Origin of the sequence: Streptomyces durocortorensis (genome assembly GCF_016901035.1) — a bacterium.
Classification (GTDB): domain Bacteria; phylum Actinomycetota; class Actinomycetes; order Streptomycetales; family Streptomycetaceae; genus Streptomyces; species Streptomyces durocortorensis.
In genome coordinates, this window is sequence record NZ_JAFEUF010000049.1 from 9,681 (window position 1) to 36,405 (window position 26,725).

The window sequence follows — 26,725 nt, forward strand, 5'->3', positions numbered from 1 at the left end:
CGGGGGGGGCGCCACCCGGCTGCCCCCCCCCTTTCGTTCGGGGGCTCTCTGGTCCTGGGGGTGCCCCCGGCGTGGGGGTGGGGGGGGGGGGGGGGGGGGGGCCGCACCATCTGGCCCTGACCGCTCTGGACCGCCTGCTTCGACGGGGTGGTGCCGACGCCCTTGGGGTCGACGGCGACGACGTCGATGCCGTACGTCTCGCGCAGACCGGGGGCGCAGTACGGCCGCTGTACGCATTCGTCGCCCGCCGCCAGCCGTACGGGCAGCTTCGCGGCGCCGAGATCGCTGAGGGTCTTCAGCCCGTGCTCCTCGGCGTAGGCCTCGGTGACCGCGAAGGCGTTCTGGTCGACGGCCCGGCCGGGGTCGAGCACGGTCAGTCCGCGTGGGACGGCGAGCGCGCGGAGCGCCTTCATGGTGGCGGTGAGGTCGGGCGAGCCGACGGGCTTGGCGTCGGCCCCATTCGCCTTGGCGTTCAGCCAGTCGGCGAAGGTCGCCGCGTACTCCGGTACGACATCGATCTGGCCGTTCTCCAGGGCGGGTTCGTAGATCTCCCGGTTGGTCACGGAGATGAGGTCGGCAGCGTATCCGGCGTCCTCCAGGAGCAGGGCGTACATCTGGGCCAGCAGGTCGCTCTCGGTGAATCCGGCGGATCCGACGGTGAGTTCCCGGCTGTCGCCGGGCGGAGCGGTGACCTCGCCCTGGTTCTCCAGCGACGGGCCGGTGGTGCAGGCGGTGGCGGCGAGGAGGGCCAGCGCGGCCAGCGTCCGGCGGGCGCGGCTCATGCGGTCCGCCGTCCGCGCTGCGGGGCGAGCCGCTGCCCGGCCTCGAAGAGGCTCTCGACGAGGAGGGCGAAGGCGGCCACCAGGATCGCCCCGGCCACCACCTGCGGGGTGGAGGCGAGGTTGAAGCCGGCGGTGATGATCCGGCCCAGTCCACCGCCCCCGGCCAGCGCGGCGAGGGTGGCGGTGGCGACCAGTTGCACAGCGGCGATCCGCACGCCGGTGAGGATCAGGGGCAGGGCGAGCGGCAGCTCCACGCCCAGCAGCAGCTGGCGGCCGGTCATGCCCATCCCCCGGGCGGCCCGGACCACGTCCCGGTCGACCTCGCGCATCCCGACGTAGGCGTTGGTGAGGAGCGGCGGCACGGCGAACAGGACGAGCGCGATGATCGTCGACCACTGGCCGTACGAGCCGATGGGAGTCAGCAGCAGGAGGACCAGCACGGCGAAGGTGGGCACGGCCCGGCCGATGTTGGAGAGGTTGACGGCGAGCGCGCCGCCCTTGCCGAGGTGGCCCAGGACGAGGGCGACGGGCAGCGCGATCAGGCAGCTGATGAGCAGGCAGACGGCGGTGAGGAAGAGGTGTTCGCCGAGCCGGTTCCAGACGCCGTCGGGCCCGGACCAGTGGGCGGCGGTGGTGAGCCAGGACCAGGTGTCGGAGAGGGTGTTCACACCAGCCTCCCGTTCCGGAGCGTGTTCACGCCTGCCTCCCGTTCCGCAGGATGTTCACGCCGGCCTCCCCGTTCCTGAGCCTGTTCACGCCTGCCTCCGGGTCCAGGGGGTCAGCAGCCGTCCCGCGCCCAGGAGCAGCAGGTCGGCGGCGACGGCGATGAGGACGCACAGCACGGAGGCGGTGAGCACCTGGGCCTTGAAGAAGGTGTTCATGCCGGAGTAGATGAGGTTGCCGAGTCCCCCGTGGCCGACGATCGCCCCGACGGTGACCAGGGAGACCGCGGAGACGGTGGCGATGCGCAGCCCGGCCATCGCGGCGGGCAGCGCGAGCGGCAGCTCCACGGCGAGCAGCAGGCGCAGCGGCCCGTAGCCCAGGCCGCGCGCGGCCTGCCGGGTCTCCTCGGGAACGGCGCGGAGCCCGGCCAGGATGTTGCGGACGAGCAGCGTCAGGGAGTAGAGGACGAGCCCGGCGATCACCAGTGCGGCGGAGAGGCCGTACAGCGGCAGCAGCAGCGAGAACATCGCCAGGGACGGGATCGTGTACAGGATCGTCGTCAGCCCGAGCACCGGGCCTGCCGCCCAGCGCCACCGGCGGGCGGCGAGCGCGAGGGGGACGGCGAGCAGGAGGGCGACGGCCACCGACGCGGCGGTGAGCTGGAGGTGTTCCAGCACCGCGTCCACCAGGATCTCGCGGCGGCTGGAGAGGTAGGCCCCGCAGATCCACTCGTTGCGGGCGAGGCAGTCGTCCGGGGGCGCCGTCACCCGTCCATTCGAGCCCGGCAGCGGCCCCCTCGCGCGCCGGGGGCCGCCGTTCGGGGGCATTTGAGCGGGTGCTCAACCCCTTCTGGTAGCGTCCTGGCGCACTGGGGGTCTTGAGCACTCGCTCAACCACCCGTGACGACCCGGGGGCAGACATGGGGCTTTACATAGAGGCGTTGATCCGCACCGATCCGGAGCGCCTATGGGACCGGACCCAGGATCCCGCCAGGCATCAGCGGTGGGATCTGCGCTTCACCGAGATCAGTCCCCTGCCCGGTCCTGCGGGCTCCGCCCGGCGGTTCCGGTACGCGACCCGGGTGCTGCCCTTCCTGACCGTGTCGGGGACCGGGACGAGCGCGGGCGAGCGGGAGCGGGCGGACGGCGAGCGGGTCTCCGCGCTGCGGTTCGCCTCCCCGGAGCGGTTGTCGCTGCTGGCCGAGGGCAGCGGCTACTGGCGTTACGTCCCCACCGCCGACGGCATCCGTTTCCTGACGGGGTACGACTACCGCACCCGCTGGGGCCGCTTCGGCGCGGTCGCGGACCGGCTGGTTTTCCGGCCGCTGATGGGGTGGGCGACCGCCTGGTCCTTCGACCGGCTGCGGCTGTGGTGCGAGCGCGACCTCAGTCCGACCCGGTCGCTGACGTACGCCCTGGCGGAGGTCCTGGTACGGATCGCCCTCGTGGCGGTGGCCCTCCCCTTCGGCCCGGCGGCGGTGCTGCCGGCCGCCCTGGCCGCACTGCTGGCGCCCCCGTCGCCGCGCACGCCGGCCGCCCGGCGCTGCCTGCGCAGACCGCCCGGCCGCCCGGCCGCCGCCCCGTCCCTCCTCGCCCGTCTGGAGCGCCCGTGACCTCGATCTTCGCCCGTGCGATGGGGGACGACTTCGACCGGCTCCACCCCCAGCTGCGCCGCCGTTTCTCGGTCGGCCTGGAGAGCGGCGAGGCGTGTGTGGGGCGCGGTTCCATGGACCGGATCTGGCACGGCCGGGCGTTCGTGAAGCCGTTCCTGGCGCTCGGCGCCACGCGCAACATCCTGGTGCCGCGGACCGGCCGCGATGTCCCGTTCACCATCGAGAACGTGCCGTACACCGACGCCTTCGGCCGGGAGACCGTGACCTTCGTCCGGACGTTCGCCCTGCCGGGCGGGCCACGCCGCTTCGACGCCACGATGGTGCACAGCCCCGAGCGGTCCTGCGTGCTGGACTACCTCGGCACCCACCAGCACCTGGCCACCGACCTGCGGCTCAGCGCGGAGCCGGACGGCTCGCTGCTGATCCGTTCCGGGGAGCACCGCTTCCGCGAGGGGCCGCTCGATGTGCGGGTTCCCCGTCTGATCGGGGGCGACGCCGAGGTCCGCGAGTCCTTCGACGACGCCACGGGCCGCTTCCGCATCCGGGTCGCGGTGACCAACCGCCGCTTCGGCCCGCTGTTCGGGTACGAGGGAACGTTCCGCGCCCGCTATGTCGACGCCCTGCGCCACGGCGTACGGGCCGGTCTGCGCCCGGTCCGCGAAGAGGCGCGGGCGTGACGGGGAGCGCGGCGGGGGCGGACACCCGGACGAAGCTTCTGGAGGGCGCGCTGCGCACCCTAGCCGCCCAGGGGATCGCCAAGACCTCGGCCCGGTCCGTGGCGGCCTCGGCCGGGGTCAACCAGGCACTGGTCTTCTACCACTTCGGTTCGGTCGACGAACTGCTGGCGGCGGCCTGCCGGTACGGAGCCGAGCAGCGGGTGGCCCGCCACCGCGACCGGCTCGCCGCCGTCACCACCCTCGCCGAGCTGCTGCGGTGCGGGCGCGAGCTGCACGAGGAGGAGCGGGCCGGCGGCCATGTCGCCTTCCTGGCGCAGCTGCTCGCCGGAGCCCAGACCCAGCCCCGGCTGGCGCCCGCGACGGCGGCCGGGCTCGACCTGTGGACCGCCGAGATCGAGAAGGTCCTCGTCCGGATCCTGGCGGACTCGCCGCTGGGCGAGTTCACCGATCCGGCGGGACTGGCGCGCGCCGTGGCCGGGGCGTTCGTGGGCCTGGAGATGTACGAGGGCGTCGACCCCGTTGGGGCACAGCGCGCCTTCGACGCGCTGGAGCAGCTCGCGGAGCTGGCCGGGGTGCTGGACGAGCTCGGCCCGGTGGCGCGGCGGGCGGTGCGCCACCGGCTGCGACGCACGGGGCGGGCGTAAGGGCTGGACGGCCGGACGAAACAGCGCGAACGCGAGCTTTCGGCGCGCTTTCGGGCGCGGGAACAGAATCGGAAGCGAAAGCGGAACGACCTGGCCGGGCGAGCAACCTTCCTCGCCCGGCTGCCGTCTTGATCGTTGACAGGACGGTTCGCCGCGCGTGACGAGCGGCGTCCAACCCCCACATGATCCGGGCCTGTACGACCGGCCGACTATACCCCCCATGTATACACAGAGGAGATAGTCACGCCGGTGCGGGCCCGGCACCGCGCGGAAGGCACCCATGCAGACCAAGGCACTGGCGCCCGAGTACCAGGGAGCACTCACCAAGATGTCGGTGAACGCCTCCCTCACCGACGTACTGGCCGAGGGAGTACGCCACTTGAGGCAGGCCGAGCTCTCCGGCTCGCAGGAGGAGGTGGCGCGCTCCGGCCTCGCCGTGGCCGAGGCGCACCGCAGGCTCGGGCAGGTCGCGGAGGCCGACCGGGCCTGGAAGGCCAGTTACCGGGCCGCCCGGTCGGCCGGGAACACCGGGGCGATGGCCTGGGCGTTGTGGAGCGGCGGCACGCTGGCGCGGCAACGCGGGGCGCTGCGCCTGGCGTTCCGGCTGCTCGGCCTCGCCGCGGAGCTGGGGAAACGCGGCGGCGACGTGGTCGCCCGCGGCTATTCGCTGGCCGGCCTCGCCGAGACCGGACGGATCCAGGGCGACTACGCGACCGTCGCGACGCTGCACGAACAGTTGCTGGCCGAGGCCCGCGCCCGGGGCGAGGCCCGGCACACCGTGTGGGCGCTGGAGGGCATCGCGCAGATCCACCGCAACACCGGCTCGCTGGACACGGCTCTGGAGATGTTCGAGGAGGCGGCGGTCCTGGCGGGCGACGCGGACGACCGGCGGGGCCGGGCCTGGGCGCTGCGCGGCATCGCTGACATCGTTTCCCTCCGGGACGGGGCAACCGCCAGGGCGCTCGATCTGCTCTCGGAGGCCGAGGTCACCTGTCGGGAGATGAACCTCTCCAGCGCCCTGGCGTACAACCACAAGATGCGGGCCAACGTGCTGTTCCGCGCGGGCCGGTACGAGGAGGCGCGCGCGGTCTACGAGCAGGCGCTCGGCGAGTTCCGTGCGATGGACGAGCCTCGGGGCGAGGCGCTGGCCTCGCTCGGCCTGGTCAAGGCCCGGGCAAGGTTGGGCCGCGACCACGATGCCACTGCCGCAGAGCTGGACGAACTGCGCGGCCGGCTGGACCGGATCGGGCTGCTGAACGCCCGGGAGATGGTCGAGAAGGCGTACGCCGAACTCGGCGTGGAACAGGCACTGGTGGACGGGCGGGGCGACCGCCGATGACGCTCTCCACGACCCGCCGGGCCAGCGCTCCCCAGATACTGGACCGGTGCCGCGAGCTGGTCCGCCCGGCCCTGGTGGAGTCGGTGGGCCGACTCCACCCCTGGCACGCGGAGACGGCGGCCTTCTCCCTGGGCTGGAGCGGCACGGGCGGCGAACCGGCCCCCGGATCGCAGGGCAAGGGGGTCCGCCAGGCGCTCGCGGTGCTCGGCGCGGAGGCCGCGGGCGGCAGCGGGGAGGACGGGGTGCTCGGTGCGGTCGCCGTCGAGCTGATCCACACCTTCTCCCTGATCCACGACGACATCATGGACGGCGACGAGACCCGTCGCCGCCGTCCGACGCTGTGGAAGGCGTACGGCACCGGCCCGGCGGTCCTCGCGGGGGACGCCCTGTTCGCGCTGGCCGTCTCCACGCTGGCGGAGGCCCCGGGTCCTGGCGGACCGGCGGCGGTACGACAGCTGGCGGGCGCGCTGGGCGATCTGGTGCACGGTCAGGCGCAGGACCTGCTCTTCGAGTCCCGGCCGTGGAGCGGGCCCGGGGCGGTCCTGCCGCACGAGTACCGGGCGATGGCCACGCACAAGACGGGCTCCCTGCTCGGTTGCGCGGCCGCCCTGGGCGCGGTGCTGGCAGGGGCTCCGGCGAGCACCGCCGAGGCGCTGGACCTGGCGGGGCGTCATGTGGGGGTGGCGTTCCAGGCGGTGGACGACCTGCTCGGGATCTGGGGCGATCCGCAGGTGACCGGAAAGCCGGTGCACAGCGATCTGCGGCGGCTGAAGAAGACCTACCCGGTGCTCGCGGCGCTGTCCGCCGACCACCCGGCGGCCGGGCGTCTCGACACGCTGCTCGCCTCCAACGGGCCGCTCGACGACACCGCGGCGCGCCACGCGGCCGAGCTGATCGACGAGGCCGGGGGGCGTCGGGCGACGATCAACGAGGCACACGAGCACCTGGCCGCGGCCCGCGCCTGCCTGGACCGGGTGCCGCTGGCCGCGGGGGCGCGCGGGGATCTGCTGACGCTGGTCCCGTATCTTGTGGACCGCACCGGCTGACCCCTGAGGACGCCCCGGCCGACCCGTAAGGACGCCCTGGCATGACCGCCCTCCCCGCTCCCGTCCAGGCCCTGCTCGTCGTCGACGTCCAGTCGGCGTTCGTCACGGGGGACGCCGCCGTGCCCGCCGCGACCCGCCTGCTGGACCGGGTGTCGGATCTGGTCGGGCGGGCCCGGGAGGCCGGGGCGCTCGTCGTCCACCTGCAGAACGACGGCCCGTCCGGTGAGCCCGACGAGCCGGGGACGCCCGGGTGGGAGCTGCACCTCCCCGTGCGCACCGGGCCGGCCGAGACCGTGATCCGCAAGAGCGAGGACGACGGCTTCGAGGAGACCTCGCTGCAGTCCGTCCTGGAGGCGGCGGGCGTCCGGGAGCTCGCCGTGTGCGGGGTGATGTCGGAGATGTGCGTGCTCGCCACCGCCCGCCGGGCCCTGGAGCTGGACTACCGGGTCGTCCTTCCGCACGACGCCCACGCGACGTACGACATCCCGGCCGCGCCGGACATCAGCGACGTGGTTCCGGCGGCGATGGCGTCGCGGGTCGCGGAATGGGCTCTGGGCGACGAGGTGGAGATCGTGGCCCGCGCCGGGAGCGTCGCTTTCACTTCTGCTTTCACCACCACGTTCACTGCCACTTCGACCGGCACTTCGACCGCTACTTCGACCGCCACGAGAACGGCCTAGTCGACCAGTAGATGGTGCCGCCATCCACTCCGCCGATCGGCGGAGTGCGGCAGGCCGGAAAAAGGCTGACGGTATAAGCGGCCGGATACCTGAGGAACACCCCGGCCATTCCGTACGAGAACCCTCCGCAATCCCTTTCGGCACCGGTCCGGCGAAGGCCGTCGACCCTGCGCGGATCTGTCGCGCCACCACTCGAACGGCCCTCCCGGGCACGTAATCCCCATGTGGTCGTATGAGCGAGTCACGCGCACGATTTCGCCACATCTCTGCCAAAGTGCACTTCGGCCGCCGGTGGGCCTTACTGACCGGATTGAGCGAAGAGAGCCGTGCGTGCTGCACATGCGTCGTACTCAAGAAAGACAATTGACGGTCCTTCATTTGGTTCAGCCCGTGGACGGCGGAGTGGCCCGGGTCGTCACCGATCTCGTCAGGGCCCAGGCCGGAGCGGGACTGCGCCCCGTGGTGGCCTGTCCCCCCGGGAGCCCGCTGGCCCTCGGGGCGGCGGCAGCGGGCGCCGAGGTCCGCGGCTGGTCCGCCACCCGTGCCCCCGGGCCCCGGCTGGCCGGTGAGGTCGCGGCCGCGCGCCGGATCGTCCGCGCGAGCCGCCCGCACGTGGTGCACGCCCACAGCGCCAAGGCGGGCCTCGCGGGCCGGATCGCGGTACGCGGCCGGGTGCCCACGGTGTTCCAGCCGCACGCCTGGTCGTTCGAGGCCGTCGGCGGGCGCACCGCGGAACTCGCGCTCGGCTGGGAGCGGTTCGGCGCGCGCTGGGCCGATCACATCCTGTGCGTCAGCGAGTCGGAACGCCGCACCGGGCAGGAGGCGGGCATCGCCGCCCGCTGGTCGGTCATCCACAACGGCATCGACCTCGACCGGTTCCGCCCCGGCGACCCCACGGTCCGGGCGGAGGCCCGCGCCTGCCTGCCCTTACTGGAGGGGGTCGCCTCCGACGCGCCGTTGGTCGTCTGCGTCGGCCGCCTGACCCGGCAGAAGGGCCAGGACGTCCTGCTCCGGGCCTGGCGCCGGATGGCAGTGCCCGGCGCCCGGCTGGTCCTGGTGGGCGACGGACCCGACCGGTCCGGGCTGGAGGAATCGGCCCCGCCGGGCGTGCTGTTCACCGGAGCCTGCGAGGACGTGCGGCCGTGGATCCACGCGGCGGACGTCCTCGTGCTGCCCTCCCGCTGGGAAGGCATGGCGCTGGCCCCGCTGGAGGCGATGGCCTGTGGCCGGGCCGTCGTGATGACCGACGTGAACGGCGCACGGGAGAGTCTGCCGCCCGGCCACGAGGAGCACTGTCTCGTACCCCCGGAGGATCCGGGGGCCCTGGCCGCGGCGCTGACCGCCCTGCTCACCGACCCGGATCTGCGCGAGGCCGTGTCCCACAGAGCCCTGCGCCACACCCGGGCGGCCTTCGACGTCCGGCGGACCGCGGAGGCGGTCGCCGGCCTGTACGAGGAACTTGTCGGCATGTCCTGTCCCACGACTCCCACGACGAGGAAGCGCACCGAGCGATGACGATGGAGAGTGCACCGGTTCCCGGAGCAGGCCAGGCGACAGCCGTGCAGGCTCATACGGTTCATCCGCCGCGAAGAAGCGGCGGCGGTGCGCAGGTGCGGCCCGGCGAGCGCCGGGGCGTCCGGTACGGCCGGCTCGCGCCGCTCCTGTGCGCGGACGCCCTGGCCCCGGCCGTGACGTTCGCCCTGGTCGTCCCGGTCGCGTGGCCGTGGCTGCTGATGGCGGCCCAGGCGGTGGCGCAGGTGCTGCTCTTCGCCTGGCGCGGCCTGTACCGGATGCGGTTGTCCCCCTCGGTCCTGACCGAACTGCCCGCGCTCCTCGGTCTCACCCTCCTCCAGTGGTACGTGACCATGGAAGTGCTGGGCGCCTGGGCCCCGCAGCAGGCGTTCGGCTGGGCGGTGCTGGCGTACGGGGCGGGCACGCAGACCGCGCTGACCTGTGCCGGACGCGCGGCGGTCCACCGGGCGCGGCGGCGGGGCGCCGTCCGCCGCCCGCTGTCCACGCTGGTCGTGGGCCGGGGCCCGTTGGCCCGTCAGGTGACGGCGGCGCTGTACGACCATCCCGGGTACGGGCTGCGGCCGGTCGGTCTGGTCGCCGTCCCGGCCGCCGGGGACGAGAAGCAGGAGCCGGGTTCCGACACGGTGCCGCTACCGGTCCTGGCCTCGCCCCAGGAGGCCGGGCGGGCCGTCGTCCAGAACAGCGTGCGGCACGCGGTGTTCACGGCCCCGCCCGAGGCCACCCCGGACGGTGCCGCTCTCTTCGACCTCCTCACCGGGCACGGCTGCCGGGTGTGGCTGATCACCGGGCCGGGCGTCGTCGCGGGGCCGCCGGCGGGCGGCCGCCCCGACCATCTGTGGGGCTTCACCGCCCATCCGCTGCACGACGGGACGGACCGTCCTCTCGGCCACGGCGTGAAGCGGGCGATGGACGCCGTCCTGGCCGCGGCCGGGCTGCTGGTGGCGGCCCCGGTGATGGCGGCCTGCGCGCTCGCGGTGCGGCTCTCCGACGGGCCGGGCGTGATCTTCCGGCAGGAGCGCGTCGGCCGGCACGGACGTCCCTTCGTCCTGCTGAAGTTCCGTACGCTGCGCCCCGCCGACGTCCAGGAGTCGGCCACCCGCTGGAACGTCGCATCGGACGGGCGGATGAGCCGCGTCGGCCGCATGCTGCGCCGGACCTCGCTCGACGAGCTGCCGCAACTGTGGAACGTCCTGCGCGGCGACATGAGCATGGTCGGCCCCCGCCCCGAACGCCCCTTCTTCGTCGCGCAGTTCAGCCGCGCCCATCCCGGCTACCAGGCCCGCCACCGGATGCCCGTGGGTATCACGGGGCTGGCCCAGGTGAACGGGTTGCGCGGCGACACCTCGATCGAGGAGCGGGCCCGCTTCGACAACCACTACATCGAGACCTGGTCGCTGTGGCAGGACGCGTGCGTGCTGGCGCGGACGGCGGGCTCCTTCTTCCGGCTCGGAGGCAGCTGACCATGGCCGCTGTCCTGACCCCGCCCGTCCCGTCGCCGGCGGCCGAGCCCGCCGCAGTCTCCCGTTCCCGGTGGGCCGGCTGGCGAGGCCGGTGGCCGCTGCTGCCGCTGATCGCGACCGTCCTGCTGCCCGCCCTCCCGTACGGGAACTCGGGCGGGGGCGGCCCGGCCGACGTCGCCTCGGGGATCGCGGTGCTGGTGTGCGTGGGGCGGCTGCTGTATCTGCGCCGCCGCCCGCTGAGCGCCCCCGCCGCGCTGGTCCTGGGGCTGCCCGCGGTGGGCTTCGCGGTGGCCACGGTCACGGCGGCGGACCCGGCGGCGGCGCTGCCGGGGCTCGTGCGCTACCTCCAGGTGTTCGTCCTGGTGCCGGCCGCGGTGTTCCTGCTGCTCAGGGACGCGTACGGGTTCCGGATCGTCGCCGGCTCGCTCGTCCTCCTGGCGCTCGTCCAGGGCGTCACGGGCGTCCATCAGTACGTCACCGGGACCGGCGCCTCGTACATGGGCGAGGACATCCGGGCGGTCGGCACCTTCGGGCCCAGCGACGTCATGGGGATGGCGACCGTCGTCGCCTACGGGCTGCTCGCCGCCGCGGCCTGCGCCCTGCGTACGCCGCGGAGCGCCCCGGCCTGGCTGCGGCCGTGCGCCGCCGTCCTGGCCGTCGCGCTGATCGTGCCGCTGACGCTGTCGTTCAGCCGGGGCGTGTGGATCGCCACGGCCGCCGCGGTGATCGTCGCCCTGGCGCTGACCGGGCGGCGGCAGGCACTGACGTCGCTGGCCGTGCTGGGCGCGGCGGGGGTGGTGCTGGTCGGCGGGTTCGGCATCGGCTCCGCGATGATCGCGGACCGGGCCGCGAGCGTGACGCAGGTGACCAGCACCCCGGACCGGTCGGTCAGTGACCGCTACGCGATGTGGAGCGCGGCGGGCGCGATGTGGCGCGAACAGCCCGCCGCCGGGGTCGGCCTCAAGGGCTTCCCCGACCACCGCGACGGACACGCCTCGATCGGGCTCTCGTCGGGCAGCGACACCGCCGGGGCGGGCCAGGAGTTCCGCCGGCAGGCCCTCCTCTCCCCGCACAACATGTACCTCCTCGTCCTCGGCGAGCAGGGCCTCATCGGCCTGACCGCGCTCGTCGGCAGTTGGGCGGCCATCCTGGTCGGCGCGATCCGCCGCCTCGTCCTCGCCCGCTCGCGCGGCCACGCGGCCGTGGACTGCGGGCTGGCGGCCGTGGCCCTGATGACCTGGCAGAGCGTCAACTTCCTGTATGCGGACATCGGCGGGCCCACCACGGTGCTCGGCGGGGTCGTGCTGGGGCTGGCCGCCTGGTGGGCGCTGGCCGAGCCGGAGCGGGTGAGCGCCGCATGAGCGAGTCCGGTACGGGGACGGAGGCCGAGGCGCGCCCGGCGGACGCGGCAGCGGTCCCTTCGCTGCTCCCGGCCCCGGGGTCAGGACCTGAGGGGCCCCGGTCCCCCGGCGGCCCACCCGGGACGGCGAGCGGCGAGGCGCCCCGGCTCGGGGCCTTCCTCGCCCGGGCGGCGGCAGGCACAGCGGTGCTGACCGTGCTGGCGGCCGTCCTCGGACTGGTGCGGGACCAGGCCATCGCCCGGTATTTCGGAGCGAGTGACGCGAGCGACGCGTTCCTGATCGCCTGGACCGTGCCCGAGATGGCGGCGACGCTGCTGATCGAGGACGGGATGGCGCTCCTCCTCGTCCCGGCGTTCAGCCTCGCCCTCACCCGTCGCGCCTCCGGTGAGACCGAGGGAGGCGCCGACCTCGTACGGGAACTGGTGGCGGCCACACTCCCCCGGCTGTTCCTCCTGCTCTCCGGCGGCGCGGCCCTGCTGATCGCGGGCGCGCCGTGGGTCGTGGGCGTGCTCGCCCCCGGGCTCGCCGATCCGCGGCTCGCGGTGGACTGCACCCGGCTGACCGCGGTCACCGTCCTCACCTTCGGGATCACCGGCTACTTCAGCGCCGCGCTGCGCGCGCACGGCAGCTTCCTGCCGCCCGCCGGGGTCTACGTCGCGTACAACCTCGGCATCATCGGGATGACGCTGGCCCTGCACGCGGTCTGGGGGGTACGGGCGGCCGCGGCAGGCGTCGCGGTGGGCAGCGCGCTGATGATCCTCACCCAACTGCCCGTGTTCCTGCGGCTGGTGCCGCTCGCGCGGCCCCGGCTGCCGCGGTTCGGGCGGCTGGGACGGCGGGCGGCCCGGACCGCTCCCCTGCTGGGGTTCGGGGTGCTGGCCCCGGTCGTCCTGTTCGTGGTGAGCCGTCAGTCCCAGGTGCTGGTGGAGCGGTTCCTGGCCTCCACCCTGTCGGCGGGCGCGATCTCGCATCTGAACTACGCGCAGAAGGTCGCGCAGATGCCGATGGTGCTGTCGCTGATGATCTGCACGGTGACCTTCCCGGTCGTCGCGCAGGCCATGGCCGCCGGGGAGCACGAGAAGGCCCGGCGGCGGGTCGAACGGGACCTCGGTCTCGCCGGGATGGTCGTACTGCTCGGCACGGCGGTCGTCCTCGGTTACGCGCCCCAGATCATCGACGTGCTCTTCCAGCGCGGCGCGTTCGACGCCGCCGACACCGCGTCCACCGCCCAGGTCATGCGGGTCTACGCACTGGGGCTGCTCGGGCATTGTCTGGTCGGCGCGCTCAGCCGGCCGTTCTTCTCCTCCGGGCGGCCCACCTGGTTCCCGGCGTTCGCGATGGGGACCGGGCTGCTGGTCACGATGGGGGCCGGGTACGCACTGACGTACCGCTTCGGTGTGGACGGCATCGCGACCGCCAACGCGATCGGGATCAGCGCCTCGGCCCTGCTGCTCCTGATGGGCCTCGGCACCCGGGTGGTGCCGATCCGGACCCGGGACGTGGCGCTCTCGCTGGGCCGGCTCACCGGGGCGGCGATGGCGGCGGGCGCCGCGGGCTGGGCCTGCGCCCCGCTCGTACCCGATCCGGTGCTGAGCCTGGCCGCCGGGTGTCTCCTCGTCCCCGCCGTGTTCTTCCTGACCGGCCTCGCCCTGCGTTCGCCCGAGGTCGTGTCCCTGCTGGCACTCACCCGACGGAGGTTCCTTGATGGCCGCTGAATCCTCGGCACATTGCGCCGACGCTCCCTCGTCCCGGCTCCGCCCGCACACCCGTCGTCAGCCGTGGATCCTCACGTACCACTCGGTGACGGACCCGAGCGAGGATCCGTACGGCATCACAGTCTCCCCCCAGCGCCTCGACGAGCAGCTGTCCTGGCTGCGCAGCCGGCGGCTGACGGGCGTGGGCGTGTCGGAGCTGCTGGGCGCGGGAGCGGCCGGGCGGCGCGGGCTGGTCGGGCTGACCTTCGACGACGGGTACGCGGACTTCCTGGAGGAGGCGCTGCCGGTGCTGCGCAAGCACGGCTGCCGGGCCACGGTGTTCGTCCTGCCGGGCCGGCCGGGCGGGGTCAACGAGTGGGATCCGCTGGGCCCGCGCAAGCCGCTGCTCACCCATGACGACGTCCGGCGGGTGGCGGCGGCGGGCATGGAGGTCGGCTCGCACGGCCTGTACCACCAGGACCTGACAGGGTTGTCCGACGAGGAGCTGCGGCGCGAGACCACGGACAGCAGGGAGTTGATCGGCGATCTCACCGGCACGCTTCCGGAGGGCTTCTGCTACCCGTACGGCATCCTCGACCGGCGGGTCGCCCGGGCGGCGCGCTCGGCGGGCTACGGCTACGCGTGCGCGCTGACGCCCGGTCCGCTGCTCAGCCGGTTCGCCCTGCCCCGCACCCACATCAGTCAGGCGGACCGGGGGGTGCGGCTGTGGGCGAAGGACCTGCGGCACGGGCTGCGCCAGGTGGCGGTGCCGGGTGCGGGCTCCCGGACGGTCGCGCCGGTGCGGGCGGGGGGTGTGCGGTGAGGGCGCTGCACGTCATCACCGGGCTCGGGGTCGGCGGGGCCGAGCGGCAGTTGCGGCTGCTGCTGCGTCATCTGCCGGTGGAGTGCGACGTCGTGACGCTCACCAACCCGGGGGCGGTGGCCGAGGAGCTGCGGTCCGACGGGATCCGGGTGACGCACCTCGGAATGCGCGGCAACCGGGACGTGTCGGCCGTCGGACGCCTCGCCCGGCTGATCCGGGACGGCCGCTACGACCTGGTCCACACGCATCTGTACCGGGCCTGTGTGTACGGCAGGATCGCGGCCCGCCTCGCGGGGACGCGGGCCACCGTGGCGACCGAACACTCCCTGGGTCGGGCCGAGATCGAGGGCCGCCCGCTCACCCGGTCCATCCGCGCCCTCTACCTGTCCACCGAGCGCCTGGGCGCGGCGACCGTGGCCGTCTCCTCCACCGTGGCCGGCCGGCTGCGGGACTGGGGGGTGCCGGCCGACCGGATCAGGCTGGTGCCCAACGGCATCGACGCGGACCGGTTCCGCTTCGACGGGGAGCGGCGGGTCTCGGTACGGGCGGCCCTGGGCATTCCCGACGACGCGTTCGTGGTCGGCGGGGTGGGGCGGCTGGTGCCGGGCAAGCGGTTCGACGTGCTGATCCGCGCGGTCGCGGCGCTGCCGGAGGCCCGGTTGCTGCTGGCCGGGGACGGTCCTGAGGCCGGGGCGCTGCGGACGCTGGCGCTGCGCCTGGGGGCCGTGGACCGGGTCCGGTTCCTCGGGGAGTGCGACGAGGAGGGGGAAGGGCCGGTCCCGGGTGTTCCGGCGCTGCTGAGCGCCTTGGACGTCTTCGTCTCCACGTCCCGCGAGGAGTCCTTCGGGCTGGCCGCCGTGGAGGCGCTCGCCGCCGGGCTGCCCGTGCTCCACGACGCCTGCCCCGCCATCGACGACCTGCCCGCCGCCCACGCCCCGGGGGCGACCCGGATCGCCGGGAGCCCCGAGGAGCTGACGGACCGGCTGCGGCAGCGGATACAGGCCCGCCCGGACCGCCGGCCGCCGCCCCGGGCCGTCGGCCACTACGACATCCGGCGCAGCAGCGAGCGCCTGATGGACGTGTACGCGTACGCCCTCGACACCGCCCCACCGAACCGGAGAGCCTTCTCATGACCGACTCACCCGAGCAGCAGCGACATGTCGTCGTCCGTCGGCTGCGCACCGCCCTCACCCGGCTGCCGCACTGGTGGCCGCTGCCCGTCTCCGTGCTGATCGGCACCGCGTCCGGTCTCTCGTACGGTGCGCTCGCCGCGCCGCAGTACGAGGCCACCAGCTATGCGATGGCGGTCGCGGAGGGGGAGACGGACCCCTCGGCGGCGCTGGGGTACGCCCAGTCGTACGGACGGCTGACGACGAGCGACGCGACGCTCTCGTACGCGCAGGGCGCGGCGGGCGAGCCGGTGCGCGAACTGCGGTCGCACGTGACGTCGGAGACCTCCCCCGACTCGCCGATGATCGCCGTGACGGGCACGTCCGAGGACCGGCACAAGGCTGCCGACATCGCCAACGCGGTCATCGAGGCCGTCATCGTGAGCAGCGGCCATGTCTCCAAGGACACCGGGGTGAAGCTGATCAAGTTCACCCACGCGATGACGCCGGACCAGCCGGTGTCGCCGTCCGTGCCGCTGGGCGCGGCCGTGGGTGCGGCGGCGGGCGGTCTGCTGGGCGGTCTCGTCCTGCTGGTGCGGCCGCGCCGGGAGGGGTGGAGCGTCTCGGCCCAGCTGCCCGGTCCGACGGCCGAGGGCGGCAACGTCGCCCAGGACGAGCGGGAGCTCGTCCGATGACGGCGCACCGGGCGGGCAGCCTGGCCGTGACCCTGTGCCGGGACTTCCGGGAGTTCGGCGCGCTGGCGGGCGAGTGGGACGCGCTGCACCGCCGCTGCGCCACCGCCACCCCGTTCCAGAGCCACGCCTGGCTGCACTCCTGGTGGATCTCCTACGGCCAGGAGGGCCGCCTGCGGGTGCTGCTGGTCCGCCGGGCGGGGCGGCTCATCGGGGCGGCTCCGCTGATGCTGGTGCACCGTCCGATGCCGCTGCTCGTCCCGATGGGCGGGGCGGTCTCGGACTTCTTCGACATCCTGCTGGACGAGGAGGAGGCCGGGTACGCGGTGGGGGCGCTGGGGCGCGGTCTGGACCGGGCGGCCCGGCACACCGTGGTGGACCTGCGGGAGGTCCGGCCCGACGCGTCGGCGCAGTTGCTGTTCGGGCGGTGGCCGGGGGCCCAGAGCCGGCTCACGGACTCGACGTGCCTGGAGCTGCCGGCCGAGCCGCTGGGCGAGGGCGTGGCGCGGCTGACGGGCTCGCGGGGTCAGCGGCTGCGCTCCAAGCTGCGCAAGGTCGACGCCCTGGGCATCGAGGCGCACCGGATCCCGCAGGACGGGGTGCCGGCCGCGATCGGCACGCTGCTGCGGCTGCACGAGCGGCAGTGGGAGGGCCGGGCGGTCAACCCCGAGCATCTGCGGGCCCGGTTCTCGGACCACCTGATCCGGTCGGTGGGACGGATGGTGGGGGACGGTACGGCGGCCGTGACCGAGTTCCGGCTGAACGGCGAGGTGGTGGCGTCGAACCTGTCGTTGCAGTCCACCCGGCTGACGGGCGGCTACCTGTACGGTGCGGATCCCGCGCTGCGCGAGAAGAAGGTCGACGTGTCGACGATGCTGCTGCGCGAGGTCGCCCAGCAGGCCTCGGACAGCGGGCGCGAGGTGCTGAGCCTGCTGCGCGGCGGGGAGAGCTACAAGAACCACTGGGGGCCGGTGCCGGTGGTCAACCAGCGGCTGCTGCTGGCCCGGCCGGGTCTGGAGCCGCTGCTGCGGCTGCGCGAGTCGCAGGTGGCGGTGCGGGAGCGGGCGGTGGAGACCGTGAAGGCGCGGTTCCCGGCGGCGCGGGACTGGCACGAGCGGCTGTCGGGGCTGCCCGTGATCGGGCGCTGACGCGCCGGGCGTACGCCGGACGGCCGCGTCGGAGATATCACCTATGAGCTGATCCGTTACCGTCCGGCGTCTGTCGCGTTGTCAGGGGGTGCGGGCCTCGCGTCCGCAGCACAACCCCCTTCTTTACAAGGAGTTCTCCATGTCTCGTATGACGAAGGTCGCCGCTGTGATGGCCGGCACCGGCGCCCTGATCGCCGGCGGCGCCGGCATGGCGTCCGCGGACGCCGGTGCGCAGAGCCTCGCCGCCGGCTCCCCCGGGGTCGGTTCGGGCAACGCCGTCCAGGTTCCCGTGCACGTCCCGGTGAACGTCTGCGGCAACACGATCAACGTGATCGGCCTGCTGAACCCGACCTTCGGGAACACCTGCGCCAACGTCGACGGTGGCCACGACAACGGCGGCGACTACGGCTACGGCCGCTGATCTCCCGCACGTCCGGAACGGCCGGCTCCCTCCTCGCGGAGGGGGCCGGCCGTTCCTTCGTCCGGTCTCAGGCGTACCGGTAGATCCTGCTGTGGTCGAGGAGCTTCCTCGGGGTCACGCTCCAGGGGGGCATGGCCTCGTCGAGGCCGAAGACGTAGTCGCGGTCGGGGCCGGGCGAGGCGGGTTTGCGGCCCGGGAGGTAGGCGGACTTCGGGTGCGCCTTTCGCCAGCGGTCCCAGAGCAGGTCGATGAACGCGTGGTGGAGCCAGAACACCGGGTCCTCGGGGGAGGCCGCCCCCGCCATCGGGCCGCCGACCCACTGATGGACCTGGTTGTGCAGGCCCACCCCGCGGACGCCCCGGATCCCCCAGCCCTCGATGCGGTTGCGGAAGCCCCGGGTGCTGATGCTGTTCCAGGGCTCGGTGTCGTAGACGGGATCCTTCATGGCTCGCGCCACGTCGTTCCCGGTGGGGAGGGAGACCGGGTTGCTGCCGGGCCTGCCGAAGTTGCGGGTGAGGTAGTGCTCGTCGGTGACGCCCCTGCCGACGCTCCAGTTGCCCGCCGCGTAGGCGAACGCCCCGGTGGTGACCCGGCGGTCGCCGGGCCTGCCGTTGCCGCCGAGGAAGTCCTCCGCCCAGAGCGAGGAGGTCGGCCGGTTGTCCTGGGTCCAGTCCCAGTACGGGACGCTGACGCCCGCGTCGACGCGCTGGAGCGCCTTCTCGAACTCCAGCAGGTACTGGCGGTGCCAGGGGAAGAACGAGGACGTCATGTGCGCCGGGCGCGGCCGACGTTCGGTGTCCATGACGTAGTACTCCCGGTGCATGACGACGAAGTCGTCGTAGCGGCCCGAGCGCTTCAGTTTCAGGATCGCGGCGACGAGCCGGCGCTTCTCGGTGCGCGTGAGGTCGCGCTGGTTCTTGCGGGTGTACACCGGTGCTGGTCCTCCTGGTTCACATGCGGTGCGCGGCGGGCGGTGCGAGTCGGGCGGTGCCGAGTTCGTCGACGGCGGCCCGGGCCGTCTCCAGCAGCGTCGGGTACGACTCGTAGTGCCGGACGTCGCTCAGATAGGTGCCGTCCGCCCGCCTCATGACGTGCAGCGGCCTGCCGTCGATACGGATCTCGGTGACCGGTTCGGCGGCGACCGCGACGCGGTCGTCGTCCGGGGCGCCCGCGGGGACGACGACGGTCGCCGTCCCCCGGATCTCCCGGCCCCGGTACATCTCGGCGAACTCCTCCGCCGTGGCCCGGGAGCCGGATCCGGAACCGGGCCCGGGCACCGGTGCGGGCCGGGCCTCGGCGGCCGGGCCGCTGTCGAGCAGCGGGAGCAGCGCTCCGGCGGTGCCCGTCACCACGGTGACCGTGAAGGCTCCGCGCAGGACGGTCCGGCGGGAGGGGACGCGGGTGCCGCCCGGTTTCGCTGGGATGGGGCTCATGAGATGACTGCCTGCCTCTCGTTGACTCGCCTCGTTAACTCGTCCGAGGTCCTTCTGATGGCGATGTTGACAACGAGGCGGTGCCGAAACAGTTCTCGTGCGTGCGGCGTACGGCGCACACGCGGCGCTCGCGTTCCGTCAAACGCGTGAGGGCGCGGGGCCATCGGCGACGAGGGGCCGCGTCGCGAGGGCCCCCGTGGCCGGCCGGCCGGAACATGGCCTGGCGAACCGTGGAGGTGATGGGCATGACCGTTCCGTACCAGCTGTCCGGGGACCGTGTACTGCGCGCGGCGGACGTCGATCTGGCCGACCCGGCGTTCTGGCGGTTGCCGCGCCCCGAGCGGCTCAGGGCGTTCGCCCTGCTGCGGGAGCTGGACGCGCCGGTCCTCTTCACCCCCCGGCCGGGCACCGCGCGTACCGCCGGCAAGCCGTTCCACGCCCTCGTGCGCCACGCCGACGTGCGGACCGCGAGCCGTACGCCCGGGGTGTTCGCCAGCGCTCCCGGTGTCACCACCCCGGAGCCGGCCGGCTGGGCGAAGGCGGTGTTCGGGAACTCGATGGTCAACATGGACGGGGCCGAGCACGCGGCGCTGCGCCGGATCATCTCGCGGCGGTTCACCCCAAGGCTGCTGGCGGGCGTCGAGGAGAACGTCGGCCGGCTCGCCGGGCGGCTGGTGGACGAGCTGATCGCCGAGCGCCCCCGGGACTTCGTGCCGTCGGCGGCCTCGCGGCTGCCGCTGGAGGTGATCTGCGACCTGATGGGCATCCCGCAGGCGTACCGGGCGCGGATCGCGGAGCAGATCGACCACGCGTCGGAGCACGTCGGCGTCGAGCGGCGTGGCCGGGCCCGGCTGCGGATCCCCGGCCGGGGGCTGGCGTCCCTGGCCCGGATGCAGTGGGTCATGGCCCGGCTGGCCGGGGAGCGGCGCCGTCGTCCCGGGGACGATCTGGTCTCGGCGCTCGTGTGTGCGGACATCGACGGCGAGGCCCTGTCGGGGCGGCAGCTGGGCGCCTTCTTCTCGCTGCTGCTGGTGGCCGGGGTGGAGACCACCCGCAACGCCATCGCCCACGGGCTGTTCCTGCTCGACCGCCATCCGGAGCAGCGGGAGCTGCTGCGGTCCGACTTCGACCGGTACATCGGCGGGGCCGTCGACGAGATCGTGCGGCATTCGACGCCGATCATCCAGTTCCGCAGGACCGTCACCGCCGAATTCGCGCTGGGTGGTCGCACATTCCTTCCGGGGGAGAAAGTCGCACTCATTTACGCGTCCGCGAACCGCGACGAGTCGGTTTTCACCCATCCGGACCGCTTCGACATCACCCGCTCGCCGAATCCCCATCTGGGATACGGCGGCGGGGGCCCGCACCACTGCCTGGGAGCACATCTGGCCCGCCTCGAAATGACGGCCCTGTTCCGGGAACTGATCGACCGACGTCCCGTCATGCGGAACCTGGGAGACCCGGAACTCGTCGATTCGAATTTCGACAACCGCGTCGGCTCGCTGCCGTTCACGTTCGGCCCCACATTCACCTGAACGGCACGCCCGCAACGCCGAATACGATAAATGGACTCCTGCGCATGCCCCCGGTGCACGATGATGCGACTCTCTCCCTATCAGGCCGAACCGGCCGGAATTCACCGCAGCCAGGAGGAGCAATGCCGGCAAAGCGCCGTCTCATCGTTTCGTGCATCGCGGCGGCCGCTCTCAGCCTCCTGGCGGGTGGCGGCATCGCGGGCCAGTCGCCGCCGGGCACCGATTCCATCGACGGCGCCGCCCCCGGCCCGCCGGGGCGGGAAAGCGGCACGGCGCACGGCGCGTATCTGGACTACGGGCCCGCCGGGGTCAGCAGGATGGCCGAGTTCTCGCGCTGGCTCGGCGGGGCGGAGCTGCGGGTGGGGCACACGTACCTGCCGGGCGATCTGTGGGTGAACATCGAGGGCTCCCCCAATTTCCTCGACGCCTGGGCGGAATGGAGACGGGCGGACCAGGACCGGATGTTCGTGCTGAACGTGCCGATGCTGGAGCGCAACGAGGAGCAGGTCCCGGACGACGAGGTCCGCACCCTGCTCCGGGCGGGCGCGGCCGGGGACTACGACCAGCACTTCACTCGGCTCGCGGAGCGCCTGGTGGGGCTGGGCGTCCCGGACACCGTGATCGTGCTCGGCTGGGAGATGAACGGCACGACGTACACGCATCGCTGCGGTCCCGATCCCACGTCCTGGAAGGCGTACTGGGAGCGGATCGTCACGGCGATGCGCGCGGTGCCCGGTCAGGAGTTCCGCTTCGACTTCACGCCGAGCCGGGGGCGGGACGCGGTGCCGTGGACCGATTGCTACCCGGGCGACGACGTCGTCGACATCATCGGGATGGACTCCTACGACCAGCCTCCCGGCGAGTCCTTCGACGACCAGATCACCGACCCGTACGGGCTCCAGAAGCATGTGGACTTCGCCGCGGAGCGCGGCAAGCCCATCTCGTTCCCGGAGTGGGGGCTCTTCCGCAACGGCGACAACCCCGAGTACATGCGGCGGATGCTGGAGTGGATCGACCGGCACGAGCCGCTGTACCAGACGGTCACGGACTACTGCCCGCACGGTGTCTGGCAGTGCAAGAGCAATCCGCGCTCCTCGGAGGTGTTCCGGACGATGCTGACCGAGATGGCCGCGCCCGCGAAGCCCGCCCCCAGCCCGACACCGACGCCGAGCCCGACGCCCACTCCGACTCCGACTCCGACTCCTAAGGATCCGAGCGCCTCGCCGACAGTCCCGCCGTCCCTCCAGCCGTCCCCGCCGGTGGCTCCCTCACCCACGTCGCCGGGGGCCGGGACTCCGCCCACCCGCAGGTGGTGTGTCACCGTGCCGTTCGCCGACTGGCTGGGCCCGTGGGTGCGGGAGCGCGACATCTGCTTCCGCTACTGACCCCGGGCATGGAAACGGCTCCGGCCCTCCTGTCGGGGGCCGGAGCCGTCCACCCACACGGGTCCAGCGCGGGGGCAGGTGGACAAGCAACCGCTTGTCACCCCACCAACGCGGGCAGGGCCCGCTCCGTCACGCCGCCGAACGGGGGACGGCCCGCGCCCCGACCGGGCACGGCGCGCCGGGCGCGCTCCGGAGCGACGCGCGACCATGGAAACCTACAGAGGGTGGTGAGGTGCAATGGCATCCGCCGATGAGGGCTCCCCGGCGGAGCCCGGCCCGCTGCCCTCCGGGGACGGGCGGGGGCCGGCATGGACGGCCGACGACGCGGCAGCGGTGGTCACCGGGGACGGCACGGTCATCGGCTGGACCCGCGGGGCGGAGGCGCTGCTCGGGTATCCGGCGGCCGAGATGGTCGGCCGGTCCGCCGCCCTCCTGCTGAGCGGCCCGTTCGACCCCCGCCGGACAGCCGCGGTGGCGGCCCGCTGCAGGACCGGGTCGGCGTGGAGCGGGCTGGTCTCCCTGCGGGGCCGGGACGGCCGGTCGCTGGACATCGATGTGCGGGCCACCGCCTCGTTCCAGATCGCCGGGCAGGAGGGTTTCCTGGTGTCCGGGCGGGAACTCACCCCGCACTGGACGATGAGCGGGTCGGTACTGGACGACTTCATGACCCGGTCGCCGGTCGGGATGGCGGTGCTCGACCCCGATCTGCGCTATCTCTGGCTCAACGACACCCTGGAACGGTTCGGCGGGGTGCCTCGGGAACAGCGTCTGGGGCGGCGGCCGGCCGAGGTGCTGCCCAGTGCGCTGGCGGCGCCCATCGAGCGGCTGATGCGGCAGGTCCTGTCGACCGGCGAGGCGATCACCGACTACGAGTACCTGGGCTGGAGCTGGTCCGATCCGCACCGCCGCCGGGCGTACGCGAGCTCGTTCTTCCCGCTGGCCGACGCCCAGGACCGGCGGATCGGCATCGGCTACCTGGTCCGCGACGTCACCGACCGGTGGAACGCGCGGCGGCTGCTCGCGCTGGTCAACGAGGCCGGAGCGAGTATCGGATCCACCCTGGACGTACAGCGTACGGCGCAGGAGCTCGCCGACTTCGCGGTGCCCCGGTTCGCGGACTTCGTCTTCGTCGACCTGCTGGAGACCCCGTTCGGCGGCGACCGCCCGGGATCGGCCGCACCGGCCGTGGGCGAGCGGCCGGCCATGCGGCGGGCGGGCATGAGCTCGGTGCGGGAGGGCTGCCCGGAGGCGGTCGTCCAGGTCGGGGAGTCGGTCGACTTCGTGCCGCCGCCGCACGACGCGCACTTCCTCCTGGCGGGCGCCCCGGTGCTGCTGCCGGCGCTCGACCCGGACAGCCACGGGTGGACGGCGGAGCAGCCGGCGCGGGCCGCCCGGCTCCGGGAGTTCGGGCTGCACTCGCTCATCTCCGTACCGATGCGGGCGCGCGACACCGTGCTGGGGCTGACCACCTTCATGCGGTCGCAGAATCCGGTGCCGTTCGACGAGGACGATGTGGCGCCCGCCCGGGAGCTGGTGGCGCGGGCCGCCGTGTGTGTGGACAACGCCCGCCGCTACACCCGGGAGCACACCGCGGCTCTGGTGCTCCAGCGGAGCCTGCTGCCGCACACGCTGCGCGGCGGGACGGCGCTGGACGTGGCGTCGTCGTACCTTCCGGCGGACGCGAAGGACGGGGTCGGCGGCGACTGGTTCGACGTGATCCCGCTGTCCGGCGCCCGGGTCGGCCTGGTCATCGGCGATGTCGTCGGGCACGGCATCGGGGCCGCGGCGACCATGGGCCGGCTGCGTACCGCCGTACAGACGCTGGCCGACATGGATCTTCCCCCGGACGAACTGCTGGCCCGCCTGGACGATCTCGTCCTGCGGCTCAGCGAGGAGGAGCGCGCGGGGGGCCCGGCGGAACGGGGCGGCACGACGGTGGTCGGGGCCACCTGTCTGTACGCGGTCTACGATCCGTCGAACGGCTGTTGCACGATGGCGCGGGCCGGCCATCCGCCGCCGGTCGTCGTCACCCCGGACGGAGCGGTCAGCTTCCCGGACCTGCCCTCCGGGCCGCCTCTGGGGCTCGGCGGGCTGCCCTTCGAGTCCATGGAGATCAAACTGCCCGAAGGAAGTCTCCTCGGCCTCTACACCGACGGGCTCATCGAGGGGACCGACAAGGACCTGGAGGGCGGGATGGACCGCCTGGGCCGGGCGGTGTCCCGGGACGGACTGCCGCTGGAGGACCTGTGTCCGACGGTCGTCAAGGAACTGCTGCCCGTCCCCCAGCCGGACGACATCGCGCTGCTCCTCGCCCGGACGCATGTCCTGAGCCCCGAACACCTGGTGTCGTGGGACGTACCCGTGGATCCCGCGGCGGTCGGGGAGACCCGGGCGAAGGTCTCCCGCCAGCTGGAGGCGTGGGGGCTCACGGACCTGTCGATGACGACGGAGCTGATCGTCAGCGAGCTGGTGACGAACGCGATCCGGTACGGCTCCGGGCCGGTGCGGCTGCGGCTGCTGTTCCAGTCGGCGTTGACCTGCGAGGTGTCCGACGCCAGCAACACCTCACCGCGGCTGCGGCACGCCAGGACGACGGACGAGGGCGGGCGCGGGCTGTTCCTCGTCGCGCAGCTGGCCCATCGGTGGGGCACGCGGTACACACCCCAGGGGAAGATCATCTGGGCGGAGCAGCCGCTGCCCTGAGCGGGGGTGGGGAGGAGCTGTGCAGCGGGGGAAAAGCGCCGCTCAGGGCCGGTGCCTGCCGGGGCGGGCCCTGCTCGGAGGCCGGCGCCTGCGGAGGGCCGGTGCTCGGGGGCCCGCTCATCAGAGGCCTGCGCATCAGGCTGCTTCTCGGGGGTGGGTCGGGTTCTCCTCGCGGGCGAAGAGGCAGGTCAGCGGGCCGCCGGACCGGATCAGCTCGTCCCAGGTGCCCTCCTCGACGATGCGCCCGCCGTCGAGGACCGCGATCCGGTCGGCCCTGCGTACGGTGGCCGGGCGGTGGGCGATCACCAGGGTCGTCCGGGTGCCGGAGTCGGCCGCGAGCGCCCGGGCCAGCTCGGCGTCGCCCCGGTGGTCCAGGTGGGCGGTCGTCTCGTCCAGGACGAGGACGCGCGGGCGGCTCAGCAGGCCCCGGGCCAGGGCCACCCGGGCGCGCTGGCCTCCGGACAGGGTCGCGCCACGCTCGCCGACGGCGGTGTCCAGGCCGTCGGGCAGGGCGTCGGCGAAGGTGTCGACGCCGCAGGTCCGGGCCACCGCGTCCAGCTCGTCCGCCGTCGCGTCGGGTGCGCCCAGGCGGAGGTTCTCGGCGAGGGAGCCGTGGAAGAGCGGGGCTTCCTGCCCCACCACGGACACGGCGGCGCGCAGCTCCTCCTCGGCGACGTCCCGCAGGTCCACGGAGTGGGCCGGGGCGAGGGGCACGAGTTCCACGGCGCCTTCGGCCGGATCCCAGTAGCGCGCCAGGAGGTGGGCGCAGGTCGACTTGCCGGCCCCGGACGCCCCGACGAGGGCCACGGTCTCGCCCGGCCGGACCATGAGGTCGAGGCCGTCCAGGACCGCCTCTCCCCCGTAGCCGAACCGTACGCCGCGCAGCCGCAGGCCGAGCGGACCCGCCGGTACGGGATGGGGGTCGGCCGGTGCGGGGGCTCCGGCGGGGGCGTGCACGGCGGACCGGACCCGGGCCGCGGCGGCGCGCAGGCCACCCGCCCGGCCCAGCGCGGCCGCCGATTCGGCGACCGGGGCCAGGGCGCCCAGGGCGAGGGCCATCGCGGCCGGGGCCCACGCCCCGTCGAGCCGCCCGGCGGACGCGGCGTGGGCGGCGGCCGCCGCCACCCCGAAGACGGCGGCGACGGCCAGCAGGTCGCGGGCCGCGCCAGCGCCGGTCTCCCAGGACTGTTCGGCGCGCTGGGCGCGGGCGAGCCGGCGTCCGGCGGACCGGAGCCGGGCCCGCCTGCGGTTCAGCGCCCCCGCCATCAGGAGCTCGCGCAGCCCGTCGACGCTCTCCACGGTCTCGGACGACACCTCCGCGAGCGCCCCCCGGGTGCGGGCCCCGCGTTCGGCCCGCCCGTGCGCCTCGACCAGCGGCGACCAGATCAGGAGCAGCGCGGCCGGTACGACGGCCAGCAGCAACCAGGGCCCGAGGGCCGCCAGTACGGCTGCCGACACCGCGAAGACGACGCCGGAGGCGAGGAGTTGAGCGATGGCGTGGGCATAGAAGAACTCCAGCGCCTCGACGTCCCCGAGCGCGGTGGCCGCAAGGTCGCCGCTGCGTCGGCCCGCGATCCGGGCGGGGGCGCTGCGGGCCAGGCCGTCGAAGACCCGGACGCGCAGTTCGGCCAGGACCCGGTAGGCGAGGTCGTGCGAGAGGTCCATCTCGCGCCAGGTGGCGAGCGCCCGGAGCAGGACGAGCCCGATGAGGACGGCGACGGTCTCGGGGGCGGGCGGGCGGTGCTCGGTGACGGCCGTGCCCACGGTGTACGCGGCGAGGGTGACCAGGGCCACCAGGGCGGCCTGGTCGACGAGGGCGGCCAGGCAGGTGCGCAGCACGGTGGCGCGGTGCGCGCCGAGGACCGGGAGGAGCGAGCGCAGGGCGCCGGTTCCGGGGTCGGCGGCGACGGAGGGGGCGACGCTGGAGGAGGGATCGGCGGTGGCGGAGGGTTCGGCGATGGAGCGGTTGGGGCCGGGCTCAGAGG

General features: G+C 73.9%; 24 protein-coding genes. 18 read left to right on the forward strand and 6 right to left on the reverse strand.

The features are described 5' to 3' along the window. From JS521_RS12760 to JS521_RS12770, 3 genes are all read right to left on the reverse strand, one after another. The coding region (locus tag JS521_RS12760; RefSeq protein ID WP_239487195.1) for a glycine betaine ABC transporter substrate-binding protein at nucleotides 1–782 on the reverse strand (782 nt) is incomplete at its 3' end. Then, a complete protein-coding gene (locus JS521_RS12765) occupies nucleotides 779–1,450 on the reverse strand; it encodes an ABC transporter permease (RefSeq protein ID WP_205082937.1) in 672 nt (223 codons plus the stop codon). The genes JS521_RS12765 and JS521_RS12760, both read right to left, overlap by 4 nt. Nucleotides 1,451–1,534: 84 nt before the next feature. Continuing rightward, on the reverse strand, nucleotides 1,535–2,212 hold the full coding sequence (locus JS521_RS12770; RefSeq protein ID WP_205082938.1) for an ABC transporter permease: 678 nt from the start codon (nucleotides 2,210–2,212) through the stop codon (nucleotides 1,535–1,537). A 152-nt stretch (nucleotides 2,213–2,364) separates the two neighbouring features. On the opposite strand from JS521_RS12770, the gene JS521_RS12775 reads away from it, so the two are divergent. The 15 genes from JS521_RS12775 (at nucleotide 2,365) to JS521_RS12845 (ending at nucleotide 17,684) form a co-directional block, all read left to right on the forward strand. Next, the gene (locus JS521_RS12775) at nucleotides 2,365–3,057 is read left to right on the forward strand and encodes a hypothetical protein (RefSeq protein ID WP_205082940.1); all 693 of its coding nucleotides are present in this window, start codon (nucleotides 2,365–2,367) and stop codon (nucleotides 3,055–3,057) included. Beyond that, the gene (locus tag JS521_RS12780) at nucleotides 3,054–3,734 is read left to right on the forward strand and encodes a DUF4166 domain-containing protein (protein WP_205082941.1); all 681 of its coding nucleotides are present in this window, start codon (nucleotides 3,054–3,056) and stop codon (nucleotides 3,732–3,734) included. The genes JS521_RS12775 and JS521_RS12780 overlap by 4 nt, the downstream gene beginning before the upstream one ends. Next, nucleotides 3,731–4,378 carry a TetR/AcrR family transcriptional regulator gene (locus JS521_RS12785; protein ID WP_205082943.1) on the forward strand — a complete coding sequence of 216 codons (648 nt, stop codon included), beginning with the start codon at nucleotides 3,731–3,733 and terminating at the stop codon, nucleotides 4,376–4,378. Before JS521_RS12780 ends, JS521_RS12785 begins: the two co-directional genes overlap by 4 nt. A 280-nt stretch (nucleotides 4,379–4,658) precedes the next feature. Continuing rightward, nucleotides 4,659–5,717 (forward strand): tetratricopeptide repeat protein, encoded by a 1,059-nt coding sequence (locus JS521_RS12790; protein ID WP_205082944.1) that lies wholly within the window; start codon nucleotides 4,659–4,661, stop codon nucleotides 5,715–5,717. Next, nucleotides 5,714–6,763, forward strand: coding sequence for a polyprenyl synthetase family protein (locus tag JS521_RS12795; protein ID WP_205082946.1), 1,050 nt, complete (start codon nucleotides 5,714–5,716; stop codon nucleotides 6,761–6,763). The genes JS521_RS12790 and JS521_RS12795 overlap by 4 nt, the downstream gene beginning before the upstream one ends. A 41-nt stretch (nucleotides 6,764–6,804) precedes the next feature. Next, nucleotides 6,805–7,443: a cysteine hydrolase family protein gene (locus JS521_RS12800; RefSeq protein ID WP_205082947.1), complete on the forward strand. Its 639-nt coding sequence runs from the start codon at nucleotides 6,805–6,807 to the stop codon at nucleotides 7,441–7,443. A 330-nt stretch (nucleotides 7,444–7,773) separates the two neighbouring features. Next, nucleotides 7,774–8,958, forward strand: a complete 1,185-nt coding sequence (locus tag JS521_RS12805) for a glycosyltransferase (RefSeq protein ID WP_372448579.1) — start codon at nucleotides 7,774–7,776, stop codon at nucleotides 8,956–8,958. After that, complete coding sequence (locus JS521_RS12810; protein WP_205082949.1) at nucleotides 8,955–10,436, forward strand: exopolysaccharide biosynthesis polyprenyl glycosylphosphotransferase; 1,482 nt, start codon at nucleotides 8,955–8,957, stop codon at nucleotides 10,434–10,436. Before JS521_RS12805 ends, JS521_RS12810 begins: the two co-directional genes overlap by 4 nt. Nucleotides 10,437–10,438: 2 nt before the next feature. Beyond that, nucleotides 10,439–11,797 carry an O-antigen ligase family protein gene (locus JS521_RS12815; protein ID WP_205082950.1) on the forward strand — a complete coding sequence of 453 codons (1,359 nt, stop codon included), beginning with the start codon at nucleotides 10,439–10,441 and terminating at the stop codon, nucleotides 11,795–11,797. Further along, nucleotides 11,794–13,512: a murein biosynthesis integral membrane protein MurJ gene (gene murJ, locus JS521_RS12820; RefSeq protein ID WP_205082951.1), complete on the forward strand. Its 1,719-nt coding sequence runs from the start codon at nucleotides 11,794–11,796 to the stop codon at nucleotides 13,510–13,512. Before JS521_RS12815 ends, murJ begins: the two co-directional genes overlap by 4 nt. After that, entirely contained in the window at nucleotides 13,502–14,314 is an 813-nt protein-coding gene (locus tag JS521_RS12825) for a polysaccharide deacetylase family protein (RefSeq protein ID WP_205082952.1), read from the forward strand. The genes murJ and JS521_RS12825 overlap by 11 nt, the downstream gene beginning before the upstream one ends. After that, nucleotides 14,311–15,447 (forward strand): glycosyltransferase, encoded by a 1,137-nt coding sequence (locus tag JS521_RS12830; RefSeq protein WP_205082953.1) that lies wholly within the window; start codon nucleotides 14,311–14,313, stop codon nucleotides 15,445–15,447. Before JS521_RS12825 ends, JS521_RS12830 begins: the two co-directional genes overlap by 4 nt. Beyond that, a complete protein-coding gene (locus JS521_RS12835; protein WP_205082955.1) occupies nucleotides 15,444–16,118 on the forward strand; it encodes a YveK family protein in 675 nt (224 codons plus the stop codon). Before JS521_RS12830 ends, JS521_RS12835 begins: the two co-directional genes overlap by 4 nt. Next, complete coding sequence (locus tag JS521_RS12840) at nucleotides 16,115–17,263, forward strand: GNAT family N-acetyltransferase (RefSeq protein ID WP_205082956.1); 1,149 nt, start codon at nucleotides 16,115–16,117, stop codon at nucleotides 17,261–17,263. Before JS521_RS12835 ends, JS521_RS12840 begins: the two co-directional genes overlap by 4 nt. Nucleotides 17,264–17,402: 139 nt before the next feature. Beyond that, complete coding sequence (locus JS521_RS12845) at nucleotides 17,403–17,684, forward strand: chaplin (protein WP_205082958.1); 282 nt, start codon at nucleotides 17,403–17,405, stop codon at nucleotides 17,682–17,684. A 67-nt stretch (nucleotides 17,685–17,751) separates the two neighbouring features. Here JS521_RS12845 and JS521_RS12850 read toward each other — a convergent pair whose 3' ends face one another. Next, nucleotides 17,752–18,615, reverse strand: coding sequence for a tyrosinase family protein (locus JS521_RS12850; protein ID WP_205082959.1), 864 nt, complete (start codon nucleotides 18,613–18,615; stop codon nucleotides 17,752–17,754). 19 nt (nucleotides 18,616–18,634) lie between these two features. Then, nucleotides 18,635–19,117: a tyrosinase family oxidase copper chaperone gene (locus tag JS521_RS12855; RefSeq protein ID WP_205082961.1), complete on the reverse strand. Its 483-nt coding sequence runs from the start codon at nucleotides 19,115–19,117 to the stop codon at nucleotides 18,635–18,637. 245 nt (nucleotides 19,118–19,362) lie between these two features. Between JS521_RS12855 and JS521_RS12860 the strand changes: the two genes are divergently transcribed. The 3 genes from JS521_RS12860 to JS521_RS12870 all read left to right on the forward strand — a co-directional run bounded on the left by JS521_RS12860 (nucleotide 19,363) and on the right by JS521_RS12870 (nucleotide 24,740). Continuing rightward, on the forward strand, nucleotides 19,363–20,652 hold the full coding sequence (locus JS521_RS12860; RefSeq protein ID WP_205082962.1) for a cytochrome P450: 1,290 nt from the start codon (nucleotides 19,363–19,365) through the stop codon (nucleotides 20,650–20,652). 122 nt (nucleotides 20,653–20,774) lie between these two features. Continuing rightward, nucleotides 20,775–22,037: a glycoside hydrolase family 26 protein gene (locus JS521_RS12865; protein ID WP_205082964.1), complete on the forward strand. Its 1,263-nt coding sequence runs from the start codon at nucleotides 20,775–20,777 to the stop codon at nucleotides 22,035–22,037. 237 nt (nucleotides 22,038–22,274) lie between these two features. After that, nucleotides 22,275–24,740 carry a SpoIIE family protein phosphatase gene (locus JS521_RS12870; RefSeq protein WP_205082965.1) on the forward strand — a complete coding sequence of 822 codons (2,466 nt, stop codon included), beginning with the start codon at nucleotides 22,275–22,277 and terminating at the stop codon, nucleotides 24,738–24,740. Nucleotides 24,741–24,875: 135 nt separating this feature from the next. Here the strand turns inward: JS521_RS12870 and JS521_RS12875 are convergent, their stop codons facing one another. Next, on the reverse strand, nucleotides 24,876–26,699 hold the full coding sequence (locus JS521_RS12875; RefSeq protein WP_372448580.1) for an ABC transporter ATP-binding protein: 1,824 nt from the start codon (nucleotides 26,697–26,699) through the stop codon (nucleotides 24,876–24,878). Between the last annotated feature and the right edge of the window lie 26 nt (nucleotides 26,700–26,725).

What these genes read in the sequence shown, in the direction of transcription:
- JS521_RS12835 (WP_205082955.1), top strand. Translation starts at nt 15,444, where the DNA reads ATGACCGACTCACCCGAGCAGCAGCGACATGTCGTCGTCCGTCGGCTG.
- JS521_RS12775 (WP_205082940.1), top strand. Translation starts at nt 2,365, where the DNA reads ATGGGGCTTTACATAGAGGCGTTGATCCGCACCGATCCGGAGCGCCTA.
- JS521_RS12790 (WP_205082944.1), top strand. Translation starts at nt 4,659, where the DNA reads ATGCAGACCAAGGCACTGGCGCCCGAGTACCAGGGAGCACTCACCAAG.
- JS521_RS12860 (WP_205082962.1), top strand. Translation starts at nt 19,363, where the DNA reads ATGACCGTTCCGTACCAGCTGTCCGGGGACCGTGTACTGCGCGCGGCG.
- JS521_RS12845 (WP_205082958.1), top strand. Translation starts at nt 17,403, where the DNA reads ATGTCTCGTATGACGAAGGTCGCCGCTGTGATGGCCGGCACCGGCGCC.
- JS521_RS12815 (WP_205082950.1), top strand. Translation starts at nt 10,439, where the DNA reads ATGGCCGCTGTCCTGACCCCGCCCGTCCCGTCGCCGGCGGCCGAGCCC.
- JS521_RS12800 (WP_205082947.1), top strand. Translation starts at nt 6,805, where the DNA reads ATGACCGCCCTCCCCGCTCCCGTCCAGGCCCTGCTCGTCGTCGACGTC.
- JS521_RS12825 (WP_205082952.1), top strand. Translation starts at nt 13,502, where the DNA reads ATGGCCGCTGAATCCTCGGCACATTGCGCCGACGCTCCCTCGTCCCGG.
- JS521_RS12810 (WP_205082949.1), top strand. Translation starts at nt 8,955, where the DNA reads ATGACGATGGAGAGTGCACCGGTTCCCGGAGCAGGCCAGGCGACAGCC.
- JS521_RS12870 (WP_205082965.1), top strand. Translation starts at nt 22,275, where the DNA reads ATGGCATCCGCCGATGAGGGCTCCCCGGCGGAGCCCGGCCCGCTGCCC.
- murJ (WP_205082951.1), top strand. Translation starts at nt 11,794, where the DNA reads ATGAGCGAGTCCGGTACGGGGACGGAGGCCGAGGCGCGCCCGGCGGAC.
- JS521_RS12855 (WP_205082961.1), bottom strand. Translation starts at nt 19,117, where the DNA reads ATGAGCCCCATCCCAGCGAAACCGGGCGGCACCCGCGTCCCCTCCCGC.
- JS521_RS12840 (WP_205082956.1), top strand. Translation starts at nt 16,115, where the DNA reads ATGACGGCGCACCGGGCGGGCAGCCTGGCCGTGACCCTGTGCCGGGAC.
- JS521_RS12865 (WP_205082964.1), top strand. Translation starts at nt 20,775, where the DNA reads ATGCCGGCAAAGCGCCGTCTCATCGTTTCGTGCATCGCGGCGGCCGCT.
- JS521_RS12795 (WP_205082946.1), top strand. Translation starts at nt 5,714, where the DNA reads ATGACGCTCTCCACGACCCGCCGGGCCAGCGCTCCCCAGATACTGGAC.